The 12,884-nt window shown below is 48.5% G+C and carries 8 protein-coding genes; 1 reads left to right on the top strand and 7 read right to left on the bottom strand.

Annotated elements, in window-relative coordinates:
- Window positions 1-88: 88 nt before the first annotated feature.
- Entirely contained in the window at window positions 89-2,509 is a 2,421-nt protein-coding gene (tamL, locus tag IEY24_RS21935; RefSeq protein ID WP_188936044.1) for a translocation and assembly module lipoprotein TamL, read from the bottom strand.
- A 32-nt stretch (window positions 2,510-2,541) separates the two neighbouring features.
- Between tamL and IEY24_RS21930 the strand changes: the two genes are divergently transcribed.
- The gene (locus tag IEY24_RS21930; RefSeq protein WP_188936042.1) at window positions 2,542-3,303 is read left to right on the top strand and encodes a TrmH family RNA methyltransferase; all 762 of its coding nucleotides are present in this window, start codon (window positions 2,542-2,544) and stop codon (window positions 3,301-3,303) included.
- A 5-nt stretch (window positions 3,304-3,308) separates the two neighbouring features.
- Here the strand turns inward: IEY24_RS21930 and IEY24_RS21925 are convergent, their stop codons facing one another.
- The 6 genes from IEY24_RS21925 to IEY24_RS21900 all read right to left on the bottom strand — a co-directional run bounded on the left by IEY24_RS21925 (window position 3,309) and on the right by IEY24_RS21900 (window position 12,883).
- On the bottom strand, window positions 3,309-4,097 hold the full coding sequence (locus IEY24_RS21925) for a queuosine precursor transporter (protein ID WP_188936040.1): 789 nt from the start codon (window positions 4,095-4,097) through the stop codon (window positions 3,309-3,311).
- A 44-nt stretch (window positions 4,098-4,141) separates the two neighbouring features.
- The gene (locus IEY24_RS21920) at window positions 4,142-5,386 is read right to left on the bottom strand and encodes a pyridoxal phosphate-dependent aminotransferase (RefSeq protein ID WP_188936038.1); all 1,245 of its coding nucleotides are present in this window, start codon (window positions 5,384-5,386) and stop codon (window positions 4,142-4,144) included.
- 155 nt (window positions 5,387-5,541) lie between these two features.
- Window positions 5,542-6,513 (bottom strand): DUF1735 domain-containing protein, encoded by a 972-nt coding sequence (locus IEY24_RS21915; protein WP_188936036.1) that lies wholly within the window; start codon window positions 6,511-6,513, stop codon window positions 5,542-5,544.
- A gap of 8 nt (window positions 6,514-6,521) precedes the next feature.
- On the bottom strand, window positions 6,522-8,096 hold the full coding sequence (locus tag IEY24_RS21910; protein WP_188936034.1) for a SusD/RagB family nutrient-binding outer membrane lipoprotein: 1,575 nt from the start codon (window positions 8,094-8,096) through the stop codon (window positions 6,522-6,524).
- A 10-nt stretch (window positions 8,097-8,106) separates the two neighbouring features.
- Window positions 8,107-11,241 (bottom strand): SusC/RagA family TonB-linked outer membrane protein, encoded by a 3,135-nt coding sequence (locus IEY24_RS21905; protein ID WP_188936031.1) that lies wholly within the window; start codon window positions 11,239-11,241, stop codon window positions 8,107-8,109.
- A gap of 205 nt (window positions 11,242-11,446) precedes the next feature.
- Window positions 11,447-12,883 carry a SusD/RagB family nutrient-binding outer membrane lipoprotein gene (locus IEY24_RS21900; protein WP_188936030.1) on the bottom strand — a complete coding sequence of 479 codons (1,437 nt, stop codon included), beginning with the start codon at window positions 12,881-12,883 and terminating at the stop codon, window positions 11,447-11,449.
- Between the last annotated feature and the right edge of the window lies 1 nt (window position 12,884).

The following is a 12,884-nucleotide window of genomic DNA, read 5'->3' as shown; positions in this document are numbered from 1 at the left end:
GGAATTCTTAAACGCTCAAAGCGCAAAGATAGGAAAATTTGGATGAAAACTGACAAACTGTCATATGTTGGCGATAGCCGGAATTCGATCAGAATGGGTAACCTACCCCAAGGTTGATATTCAGTGAATTGGCCTCCGTACGCCTGAAAAGGTGTTTCAATTGTAATTCATCGAGGACAAATCGCTCCAACGCAGGATCGTACACCTTCACACCAAAATCGAAGCGGAGAACGAAGAAAGAAAGGTCATACCGGATCCCAAAACCCGTTCCGACAGCGATTTCCCTGAGGAATTTATCTGCTTTGAGTTTCTGGTCATCAGATGTAGCATTATTCCCTAATCGCCACACATTTCCGGCGTCAATGAACAAAGCATAGTTGATATCGCCGAAGAACTTGGCCAGATAGCCACGCCATTCCAGGTTTCCTTCGAGCAAGAACTCTCCCGGGGCTTCAATAGAAAGGTCGTTGTAGGTAATCGGTTTGGCCGAGCCGGGGCCGAGCCGCCGGGGCAGCCATGCACGCAGGCTGTTCGAACCACCCGCAAAAAAGTACTTTTCGTACGGAGGGACCTTGTTATCGCCATAACTGTAAATCGCGCCGGTATTCACGCGGGCCACCAATGCCGATCTTCTTCCAGCAGGCCAGTAACGGCGGTAGTCGGCATTCCAGCGGATGTATTTGTAAAATTGAAGGCTGTCGCCAAACATTCCCCTGATCACTTCGCGTTGCCGGGGTAAGAAGTTCAGCGTCGTGCCACCCGATTCCACTGCGATCCGAAAGTAATGGGCTTTCTTTTGCGGCCCGATGAGCGAGTTGGTATTGTAAACGAAATTGGCATTGAGGTCCGAAACGAACGCTGATTTGAAGCTGTAAATGAGGTTATTGCCCCGGTTTTTCAAGGTGTCCAGAAGCACGCGGAAATTGTCGCGGAGGTACGTATTATTAATGATGTTAAGGTCGACCAGCGATACATTGACGAGCGTGGTCCGGGACGGCTGCCAAGAATAGTTGGTATTAATCTTGACGTTGGTACGCGTGTATTCCGGTCGGTTCACATAATTGTAGCCGAGGCTTAGCTGAGTTCGCGGATTGTTGTTGGCAGTCTGCCTTTGGAATAAATTCTGCGGGGTAAGCAACCTTGGGAAGGTTAAAGACGCATTGACGCCGATCTCTTCACTCTTGTAAATCTCGCGGTTACCCACAAAATTCGGTACGAGTTCGATACCCCCCCGGATGTTGGTTTCGAAGTTTTCCATTCCGTTGAAGACATTCCGGATCTTGTAAGAGAGGTTGGCAAATGGACCCGGTGTGCCCTGTAACTGGATTACATTCAGGCCGAGGTCGGTCGAGATCTGATACTTGTCGAGCGGGATGGCTTTGAAATAGCTGTTAATACCCCGACCGGTCGAATCGAGCGTGTAGTTGTAATTGACAAAGCGGAACTGGTCGGTTAGCGACAATTGCTGCTGGGTGTCGCGCTCTTTTTTCTGGCTGTACCAAGCCTGGGGCCGTACCTGCATCTTAGTGTCGAGTACTTTCCGGGAGAATTTTTTATCCGAAAACACATATCTGATGCCTTCATACATGCTGGTATCTTTCCTGAAAATCGAATCCGGCACTCCCGATGGCGGGAGTATCTCAAAATTGACCGAATTGACCGAATAGCGCTTGTTGGCTGCTGGGGGCATATCGACCTTGACGCGCACATCCACCGATTTGAATAGGCTGTCGGTAGGCCCGTTCGTAATTGTATCGTTCACGATGTAACTGATATTCTGCCGGGAAAAGCCCATGTAACCATCATTCCGAAGCAAAGTTTCAATGCGGATACGTTCCTCTTCGAACGCGTCGCCGTCGTAACGTTTGCGTGGTTGCAGCGCTGCATTCTTCCCATCGGCTTTGATGAGGCTATCAGCGAGGTCGTTGTTGACCACATACTGAATGTTGCGGATCATTGTCGCCCGGTTTTCTGCGACGAGGTAATTGACCCTTATCCTCTTAAAAATCGTATCAGGATCAAAAGTTACTTTCGCATCAAAAAAACCGTTGTTGTACAGGTATTTCTGCATTTTCTCGGCATTCTGCCTTACGTCGGCCTGAATGTAATAGACAGGAGCTTCCCCCATCACGCGCATCCAGAAGTTGCCCTGTGTAGCCCGTATCTGCGCTTTTTCCAGTTTTTTGGCATACCTGGTGTTGATTCTTTCAAGCTTTCGCGGGGAATCTGCGTGTTCCTGGGATTCTTTCTGGTAATTTTGCGTCACCTCGATCACCTTGCGCTGTTTTTCCTCGCGGTTGTAAAACAGCTCGCCAAAACGGTAAAGACCAACGTAAGGGAAGATAGGAAGACCCAGTAACCGTCGGTTCGGTTTTTGGGGAATTAATGCGTCCAGTTCCGAGTCGCTCACCACGCGATTGCCCTTGATGGACGAATTACCCAACAGGTAACCTTTGGAAGTGGGTTTGGGTGCGCAGGAAAATAGCCCCGTCAGAATCAGGAGAATCAACCAGCCGTATATAGTCCTACAATTAATATTCAATGTTGTCAAAAAATCGTATCAAGTATATCAACTCGCTGAAAATCAAGAAGTATAGACAGCTTCACGAGGCGTTCCTGATAGAAGGCGCCAAAAGTGTACTGGAACTGTTTGACTCTGACTTTGAAATCGAGTTTGTACTGGTAACACAGGAATTTCAGCAAAAATACTCAAGTATTTTAACCCGGCATAACGTAGCCGTCGAAACGGTTACAGCGCAGGAGCTGGAAGGGCTTGGATCTTTCCAAACCAACGATTCGTGTTTGGCTGTGGCTAGAACGAAGGAAAATGCTTTTTTGTCTGCCTCGCCTTCCGAATATATCCTTATGCTGGACGACGTTCGTGACCCCGGCAACCTCGGTACCATTATCCGCGTCGCCGATTGGTACGGCATTACCAAGGTCGTTTGTTCACGCGACACGACCGACGTTTACAATCCCAAAGTTATAGCAGCCGCCAAAGGCTCATTTACGCGCGTGAACCTCTACTACACTGATTTAATCCGGTATTTTCAAGAAATAAGAGGCGGGAGCCAGCAAGTTATCGGTGCTTTTCTGGGAGGCGATTCGCTGTATGAATTTGCATATCCTGCCCATGGAGGGATCATCATAATGGGCAACGAATCCAACGGGATTAGCGAAGAGGTCGGCAGGTTTGTGACAGACAAGATCATGATCCCGAGATTTGGAGCCGCGGAATCGCTGAATGTCGGCATTGCAACCGCCGTTATGCTGGATAATATGCGGAGACAGGTGCCGCTTTAAGCCTCTTACTCGTGCGCGGCGTGGTGAGAAAGCTCTTCTGCGTACTCCTTACCGAGGTAATTGTCGATGAAATAGTGGGCTAGATACAACAGTGGCGTCAACAGAATGGCCACTACACCTTTATACAGGTAATTGATTGTACCAACTGAAAAGACCAGCTTCAAATCCCAGTTCCCGAAAACATAAAATGCGATCCCGATTACCACAAAGCTGTCGATTAGCTGTGAAAACATGGTAGAGCCGGTCGCTCGGAGCCAGATGAAGCGGCTGCCCGTTTTTCTGCGAAGCCACGAGAATACGAGGATATCCAACAACTGCCCCAATAAAAAGGCGGTGATCGAGCCGATCATGATGCCGAGTCCCTGGTTGAAGATTTTGGAGAATGCGTCGTTGATATTGAACGTGTTACCCTGGCTGTCGGTATTGTTAAGGTCGAGCCAGAACTGTGCGGGGGGAAGTTGGGTGGCTACGTAGATGATCAGGAATGTGTAGACGATCAGGGCCGAGGTAACATATGAAATCCTTTTGACGCCCTTGCGACCGAAATATTCGTTGATAATATCGGAAGTAATGAACACGATCGGCCAGCTGATTACGCCAGCTGTCATATTGAAGTCGAGCTTCTGGCCGCCGATCGGCAGCTGGGCCGGAGCAATGCCCAAAAGGGTCTCCACTGAAAATATTTTACCGCCAATGATTTCCGCGATAAGCGCGTTGGTAAGAAAGATACCGCAAAGGAGGAGGAACAGCCGCTGGCGTTTGGCCTCCTGAATGGTTCTGTCGGGTATGGTCATTGGGCGATGTGTACTTTCAGTGGAGGGATAGGTTTAATTTTTCGTCAGGCAATAACGTCTTCAACGGTGCGCGTCGACATGATGCGGCGGTTGGTCAGGAAGAATTCCAGCTTGTCCATCGCCTGGTTCAGTTCGTCGACCGTAGGTAGGAACACAATGCGGAAATGCGGGTCCAGATGATAATTAAATCCGGTTCCGGCCACAACGAGTACTTTTTGGTCTGCCAGCAGTTCGTAAACGAATTGATCGTCCGCTTTGAAGCCAAATTTTTTCAAATCGATTTTTGGGAAGACGTACAGCGAGCCCTTCGGTTTTACGCATGTAATGCCCGGAATGGACGTCAGCCTATCGTATACCAGGTTCATTTGCTTGTACAGACGGCCTGTTGGTACCACATGTTCCTTGATACTTTGGTAACCACCCAGTGCGGTCTGGATCGCGTACTGCGTGGGTACGTTAGCACACAGGCGCATGCTCGCCAGCAGGAGCAAGCCCTCCGCATAGGATTTGGCTTTTTGTTTCGCGCCGCTGAGGATCATCCAGCCGCCTCTGAAGCCAGCCGAACGATAGTTTTTAGAAAGTCCGCCGTACGACACGCAGAGGGTATCGTTTACGAAAGAGCCCATCGGATAGTGGGCGGCCCCGTCGTAAAGGATCTTATCATAAATCTCATCCGAGAAAATGATCAGGCCATGCTCTTCCGCCATGCGAGCGATGCGGGCAAGTACTTCTTTATCGTAAACCGCTCCCGTTGGGTTGTTGGGGTTAATAATTACAATTCCTTTGGTGCGCGAAGTAATTTTCTTTTCAAGATCATCCAGATCGGGATTCCAGTCTGACTCCTCATCACATATATAATGTACCGGTGTACCGCCGCTGAGTGAGATCGCCGCAGTCCACAATGGGTAGTCGGGGGAGGGTACCAATACCTCGTCGCCGGGGTTGAGCAGTGCTTGCATCGAAAGCAGAATGAGCTCGCTTACACCGTTGCCGATGAAAATATCATTGATCTCAACGTCTTGAATACCAATTGTTTGTGTATAGTGCATGATCGCCTTACGCGCTGCGAACAAGCCACGGGAATCCGAGTAGCCTTGCGCATTCCGGATGTTCATGATAATGTCGTGGACGATCTCGTCGGGCGAATCGAAACCGAACGGTGCGGGGTTGCCGATGTTCAGGTTATGGATTTTGTAGCCCTGACTTTCAAGCTCTAACGCTTTCTGGTAGGTAGCTCCGCGGATCTCGTATTTCAGATGATTCAGGCGGTCGCTTTTTAGAAATTCCATTTTTTCAAGAGTTGGATAACCCTCAAAGTTAAATAAAATCAAACGACACTACGACACAAGGGCATTGTTTTGAAGACTTTGCCCTGTTTTTTGCCAAAAAAAGTTCAGCCACGCAAACCGCGGGGCTGAAAATAGACTATTGGGAAACTTGTAATTTATCTTGGTTTCTGGAATTTCCATTCTTCCTCCCAGGTGGTGCGGATGTGTGGCGGAGTTGTGACAACGCTGGGCTGCAACATCCAATAGCTGATTTTGATAGTTTTTGCGGTCGCATCATAGATATTTATTCCTGCCGGGTTAAGCTGTGCCGAACGCGTATTCGAAGCCGGCTGGCCGTAAAAGTTCTTGACGCTGATAATCTTGCCTGTTGCTGGGTCGAATTCAACGACAGGAGAGAAGGAGCCGTAGCCACTTACTCCCGTTCCTGTCCAAATAGGGACGTAAGCTGCCCCACCCCAATTGATATGGTCAGTAACGACGCATTCGGTGGCGGAGATGGTTTCGAGCGTGTACTCGACTTTTTTACCAACGCTGTAAAGCCCGGCAAATGCCGCGTTGGAAGCGTCGGACATTTTGCCCGTGACCGTATACACGCCGTCATATTTATTCTTCGCATTTACATTCAGGAGGATCGTTCCGAAATTTCCGCTGACAACGCCAGCCGAGGCAGACTGGATTTGGATGGGAAGCACATATTTTTTACTGAAATCGAATGCTGAGCTTTTAAATTTCAGTTTGGCGACCGCAGTTCGTTCTCCTTTCGGTATCACCACGGATGTTACCAGTGTATAGAGCTTTTCGTCGATCAGGTCATATTTTTTGTGCTGCTCGGCATTGTATTGGCTCAATGCTGCAGTGTCTATACCCAGTTTGACCGTTATATCTTCGGGGGCTACCTGTGCGCCGGAATAACTTATCGTGATCGGATACTCACTTTCATCCGCCAGATCGAATGCTCTCGTGTATAAGGCATATTTGCTACCAGATGGTGACACAAAGCTGGAAGGGTTTTTAAATTCGATAACATTGACCGAATTTTCAGGGTCAAGCGTCATCTCATCTTTCAGGCAGGATATGTGTGAGCTGAAAAAAGTCGCCAGCGTTATTGCTTGTAGTATTCTTTTCATAGGTCGGTTCAGTTTGGGTCCCAGAAAATGAGATCGGAAAATTGGTTGACGCTCTTGTAATTCGTCGCATTGTATGATTGTTCGGATGAGGGATACAATACGCGTGAGGGAAGTTTGTCGGGCCGGGAAGAATTGGATAGCAGCGAAGCGATATTGTGATATGCATCGCCTTTTGGATCAGTTACAGGAAAAGCGGTTCGCCTGAATTCATTCCATGCCTCATCCGAGTTGATCATGTTCAATGCGATGTATTTTTGGGTAATGATGGCTTCGAGTTTCTCGGCAGCTGTTTTTGATAATTCTATATTTACCAGATAACTGTCAGGATTATCTTTTTTATAGGTTGCCACATCGGTAGCAACGTCTTTTGTTGCCGGGACTGCGTTGGTGACGTCTTTGTATAAATATTTAAATGAGGCAGTAATGCCGTCATTGAAGCTGTCCTTGGGTTCGCCCGTGAGATAGCCTTTTAAACGTGCTTCCGCTTGCAGGAAATGCGACTCAGCTGCAAGTATTAGCGGCTGACCTTGTGAAGGCCCTTTCATAATGCCAAAAGAGTTCGAAATACTGGACGCACTTCCAAATGTACCTGTGTACCATGTCGAGTAATTGGTGACGATAGTAGGGGCGTCCACCTCATTGCCTAGCTGATTGACGGGTGTGTTAGTCTCGAAATTCTTATAGATCACACTTCCGCGACCATTGTCCGTTAGTTTTTGTCCTTTATAAAATCCAAATGAGAACTTCGTGGCAGTACGGGAAGAATTGGAAAGCGTACCCGTTGTGGAATAAGCCCAGGCATTCCATAATGGATTCGGTTTGTCTTTGACATATCCGGGATTTACGATAGCGTCATCCGCAATGAAGCCTACGCTGGCATCGATGCTCCTGATGCCTTTTTGTGCAAAATCGGAGAGGGAGGCTACACCCGAAACTCTGATGAAAAGCCGGAGTTTGAGCGTGTTGGCAAACTGCTTCCACTTGGTCATGTTACCACTGAATAGGGGATCGGACGAGGAATTCAGGTTTTTAGGGAATTTGGCCGTGGCAATCGTCTGGATGGCGTCGTCCAATTGCTTTACCAGATCCTGATAGACTATGGCAGCATTGTCGTATTTAGGCGTAAGGGTGGTGTTGCTATTTAATGCTTCCGAATAAGGAATGTCGTTAAAAGCATCAACTAGCCGTTGATAATTGAGAGCGGTCATGATTTTTGCCGCCGCATTGGCATAGGCAAGTTCATCGTTACCTTCGGTTTGCTCGATGACATAGCGATAGTCCTGTAAGTTATCGTAAGTATTGGTCCACAATGTATTGTAATCACCCGGCACGATCTGATAGTTAAATAGGTTGCCAAATCCTGAAAACCCGCCCGCGTTGGCAATAAATCCTCCGAAATGCCCTCCGTATGAATTGTACGAACTGGAAAGCGTGGCGGAAGAGGTGATCGCTTGTGGAAGTACCAGCAAGGCGGAAGCGCTGGTAGCAGCATTCGGGTTTTCATTAATATCGAGATAGCTGTCGCAAGAAGTGGAGGCCAGGACCAATGCTCCCAGTATCCAGTATTTGAATGTAAGTTTCATGTCAGGGGAATTAGAAGGTGAATGACAAAGTCGCTCCATAGTACCTGGCAGGCGGTGTTTGCGCTAAATTCGTAAAGCCGACGGCGTTACTTTCGATCCCGTTTTGGCTGTATTCGGGGTCGGTGTAGAGGTTTGATTTAGGGACCCATATAAACAGATTCCTGCCCTGGACACTCATGGTTACTCCCTTAATAAAATTCGTTTTCGATAAGATCGAAGCTGGCAGGTCATATCGGAGCGATACTTCCCTCAGTTTCCAGAACCCGGCAGAATTGGCATAGTTTTCACCGATTCCCCGGTTTCTTGTGGCGTCTGTCCAGAAATCGGCGCCACCGCTGCGGACGGTAATATTCGTGTTGGGCACATATTCACCTTCGGCGTTTTTGTAGGACGAATTAGGTATTACAAAACGATCGCGGTGATACCAGGCTGTCCGAACACCGGCGCCCGAGAAATCGTAGCCGGTTGAGATAGAATTGTAGATGAAATGACCGTTCCGGTATTCTAACAATGCGTAGAGGCGGAGTTTTTTGAATTTGATCGTACCGTTTAAGCCCAGAATATGGGGTGGATTGGTGATGCCTACATTATGGAAGGAACCGTCAGTAGCGGGATACCCTGTGATTGGATTGACAATGATCCGCCCCTGAGGATCACGATTGTATTGGGTAACCTGTAATAATGGAAACGGCGATCCAACTTTCGCAAGGATGCGTGCGGTGCTCCCCTCACTGGCAAGTGTAAGCTGATCGGCCTGATCGGAAAGGGATAATACCTTATTGCTATTGAATGTATAATTCGCAGAAAGTGAAACCTCAAGGCCGTTTGGTAGCTTCAAAGGGGTAATATGCAGATAACTTTCAATCCCCTCATTTTTGACCTCACCCACATTCGTTGTTAGACTTTGATATCCCGTCGCGGTCGACACCATGACAGAAATCGTTTGATTCATGGTGTTGGTTTTGTAGAAAGTCACGCCGCCGGACAAGGAAAGAGGGCCGAGTTCAAAGTCAAGCCCGGCTTCGGACCCGAGGGTCATTTCGGGTTTGATCTCGGCAGCCACCATTTTATCGTTAAGCGTAAAACCCGCTCCGCTCGAATAAGGGTAGCCGGATGTCTGAGAAAATGTGCTTTTCAACGAGTAGGCACCCAGGTTAAACATGTTTCCCAGATTGACCTGACCTACTTTTGAGTACCCTCCTCTTAATTTAAGTGTTTGCAGAAAACCGGATTGTGCGAGTGCGGGAAATGCGTCCGTTATGATAAGTGAAACGTCCACAGACGGATAGAAGAACGATCTGTTGGTTTTTGAGAGAATGGATCGCCAGTCGTTCCGGCCGGTAACGTGCAAGTAAAGAAAGTCCTTGAAACCCAGCCTGGCCTCCCCGTAGGCACCTGCCTGGCGTGCTTTGAAATTTTCTTCTCCCGCTATCGGGTTCGAAAGGCTGTTACCGATGTTGTAAAGATCGGTGAGGACCAATCCGTTAGCCTGTGCAAATAAGGTTTTGCTGCTGTTTTCACGGAATGTGACTCCGAGTGCCGAGCTGAGACTAACGTTTCGTGTCAGTTGCGTTTTGAATTCGCTGATCAGATCGTTGACAAATTGCATCGTAAAACCGCTGAAATCGCCCACATTGCCTGGCAAATCGGTTTTGGAACTACCAGAAATGCTTTTGGTGTAATCGGAGTAGGTAAACTTTCCGCTCCGGCTTTTACCGGTAAAGTTCCGGGTAGTGATTCCGGACCTATATGTAATCGTTAACGGTTTCAGGATTTTCCATTTTAATTCCAGATTACCCTGAAAGTAGTCCTGCCGTGAAACGTTCCGGTTATTAGCCAGCGAGAAGTACGGGTTCGGTGCATATTCGTTAAAATAGCCGTTCGGATTTGCAAATGGATTGTTCTCCCAGTCTTTGTATTTCGTTATATCCACTTGCGAGGGAGACATTAGCAAGTTTTGATATGCCGATGTGTTAGCACTGCTAATGTCAGTTCTGGTAGCCACAAAATTGGTATTGAAAGAGGCGGTCAGATTTTTATAGACGTGCCTGGTGCTATTCGCCCGCACGCTGTAACGCTTGAATCCCTCATAAGGGACGGTGGAGTGTTGATTGGTATATTGTGCGGAAAGATAATAAGAGCCTTTTTCATCGCCCGACGAAACACTCAGGTCGGTTTGATTGGTAAGACCAGTTTTCCAGAAATCTTTCCGGGAGTTCTGCGCGGAATAGGGAATGGTTTGAATAGATCCGTCTTGGAGCGGCTTGCCGATTTTTACCATGGAACCGTCGAATTCCGGCCCGAATTGCTGGTTTTCATAGGGAGTATATGTAGGAACATCATCGGGTGTAGTGCCTGAGCCAAAACCGGATTGTAACTGCGGAAGGAAACTTACGCTTTCGAGTGTGGCTGTGTGAGCGAGACGCACTTCGGTTTTTCCGGATTTCCCTTTTTTTGTCGTGACAATCAATGCACCGTTGGAGGCGTCGGATCCGTATAATGCCGCTGCACCCGCTCCGTTGAGCACCTGGATGTCATCGATGTCCTCGGGGTTCATATTCGCGAGAATGTCATTCGAAGAAATCATGTTATCGATGATTACCAGCGCCTGATTATTGCCTGTCAGAGAGCGGTTTCCACGTAGGACGAGTCTGAATGCGGGATTAACACCACTGCTTACGCCCATTACGAGCAGGCCCGGGACCTTTCCTGCCAGACTAGCCGCGACGCTTGTTGGTTTTCCTTGTGTCAGATCCTGGGATTTCAGTGTAGTAGCCTGACTTCCTAGTTCACGACGCTGGGCGGTAAGCCCGCCTGCGGTTATGACCACTTCATTGAGTGAAAGTTCATCCAGTTCCAGGCTTATATTCAGCGTGCCGGCAGGGGGAATTTTGACACTTTGATTTAGGAAGCCGACAAAAGAAAATAGCAGCGTCTGTCCCTGCCGGGCGTTGATTTTGAACTCGCCATTTTCGTTGGTGAGGGTTCCTGATTGGCTCCCGGCTATTCTAACTGTTACACCGGGGAGCCATGAACTGTCGGAGGCAGATTTTACTTTTCCCACAACCTCGTGGTTTTGGGCACGGGCGGGTTCAAGAAAGAATAGGAGTACGCCGACTCCGATTAAGAGTAGTGGTGATTTCATCCGAAGTTAGGTTTTGTAATGAAGGGTTTTCAAAAAACCTTATGACTCCGAATTACAACCATCAATCGGGCATCCCCAGCATTTATTCAGCAAGCGGTATGTCTGGATTTTTAATCGGTATACTATAACATAGAGGCTTGCATTAGGCTATAAACACGAACGGCGGACCTAGGCCCGCCGTTCGTGTTTATACAATAAATAGCCGTCAGAATTTGTCCCACCATAATTTGGTAGTAGCAAGGTCGCCGCCGATAGCATCTGCCGCAGAGCTGCGGTTAGCGCCATTGAGGGTCTGTTCGATGATCGGGTAGATCATACGTACAGGGATCGCCAGGCCGGCCGGAACGTTTCCGCCCGAGGGAGGGGAAAGTTTGGGGAAGTCAAGTCTTCTCCATTCAACCCACGATTCCCAGCCTCTGTTGTAAAGGGCGAACCATTTCTGGTAGCCGATTTTCTGTTTCCAGTTTCCTTCCGCTGTTGCATAGGCAACTTTCGGCTGTGCCAGGTAAGCAGTCGCTTCTGCGGCGGTTCCACCCCAATAAGTGATAGATGCAGTTACCGCCTTATTATAGTGATCAGCAGCCGAACCGGTGATGAAACCTCTTTCCACAGCTTCTGCAAGCAGGAATTCAACTTCGGAGTAGTCGAGCAGTAGCCCTTCGAAAGCCGGATCGATGACTTTGTCGCTGATATGCGAGAAGCTCGAATAGGTGTTGAGGAAACCGTATTGGCCACCCACATATTTGCCTTCAAGCGTCGTGAAGAAGAAAGGCCTTCTCGGGTCGTTCAGGTCGTTCATCGGAGTGACGATCGTTGCCGAAGGAATAAAATCCTGACGGCTGGTGTAGAGCGCATTCAGGTTTTGCGCGATCGGGTTGTAGTTCGGGGGCGTCGAAATGTATGGGAAGGCCGCTTTGTCCGAGTTGCTGGTAAATACTTTCGGGGCTGCTTCTGCTACCATTTTTTTCGCCTTGTCGGGGTCGCTGTCGGCGATGATCATCGCCAGTTTGAGTTTGAGCGAGTTACCGAACTTAACCCATTGTGGGATATTGCCCTTGTAAAGCAAATCGCCGCCGCCGAACGGTGTTCCTTTCGATTCGAGCTTTGGAAGCGCAGCGTCCAGACGGGCCAGGATCGCGTCGTACACAGTTTTGGCGTCATCATACTTAGGAAGCGGGTTTTCCGGATTCATTGATTCCGAATACGGGATATTACCAAAGGTGTTAACCAATGCAGCCCAGGTCATAACCTCTACCACTTCGATCTGCGCAAGCTGCACATCCTTGGTAGCTTGCGTCATGAGCGCATCCGCGTTGATCAGTCTTCTCGATTCATTCAAATCTGAGATAACACCCTTGTACAGTCCTCGCCAGAATGACTCCGGAATGATACGTGCAGTAACGTTGTACCGGGGTTCGTCCAGGTAAGTGGTGGTCGTCCATTGCTGGGTGTATAAACGATAGTTGTTTACATTGACGTTCGGGCTGGTCAACGTATCGGCCAGGCCTTTCAATGCATTGGAGAACAGGGTAACAGGCGGTGCCGTCGACGGGCGCTTGGTATCCACATTATAATCGTCCAGGCTGTCGACGCAAGCCGTCAGCAACAGGAACGGAAGGAAAAGAATGATTAATTTTTTCATA

This window comes from Dyadobacter endophyticus, from assembly GCF_014641595.1.
Classification (GTDB): Bacteria; Bacteroidota; Bacteroidia; order Cytophagales; family Spirosomataceae; genus Dyadobacter; species Dyadobacter endophyticus.
This window is presented reverse-complemented; position numbering and strand designations above follow the sequence as displayed.

Coding starts and splice junctions, on each gene's coding strand:
- IEY24_RS21930 (WP_188936042.1), top strand. CDS start 2,542: ATGTTGTCAAAAAATCGTATCAAGTATATCAACTCGCTGAAAATCAAG.
- IEY24_RS21925 (WP_188936040.1), bottom strand. CDS start 4,097: ATGACCATACCCGACAGAACCATTCAGGAGGCCAAACGCCAGCGGCTG.
- IEY24_RS21920 (WP_188936038.1), bottom strand. CDS start 5,386: ATGGAATTTCTAAAAAGCGACCGCCTGAATCATCTGAAATACGAGATC.
- IEY24_RS21915 (WP_188936036.1), bottom strand. CDS start 6,513: ATGAAAAGAATACTACAAGCAATAACGCTGGCGACTTTTTTCAGCTCA.
- IEY24_RS21910 (WP_188936034.1), bottom strand. CDS start 8,096: ATGAAACTTACATTCAAATACTGGATACTGGGAGCATTGGTCCTGGCC.
- IEY24_RS21905 (WP_188936031.1), bottom strand. CDS start 11,241: ATGAAATCACCACTACTCTTAATCGGAGTCGGCGTACTCCTATTCTTT.
- IEY24_RS21900 (WP_188936030.1), bottom strand. CDS start 12,883: ATGAAAAAATTAATCATTCTTTTCCTTCCGTTCCTGTTGCTGACGGCT.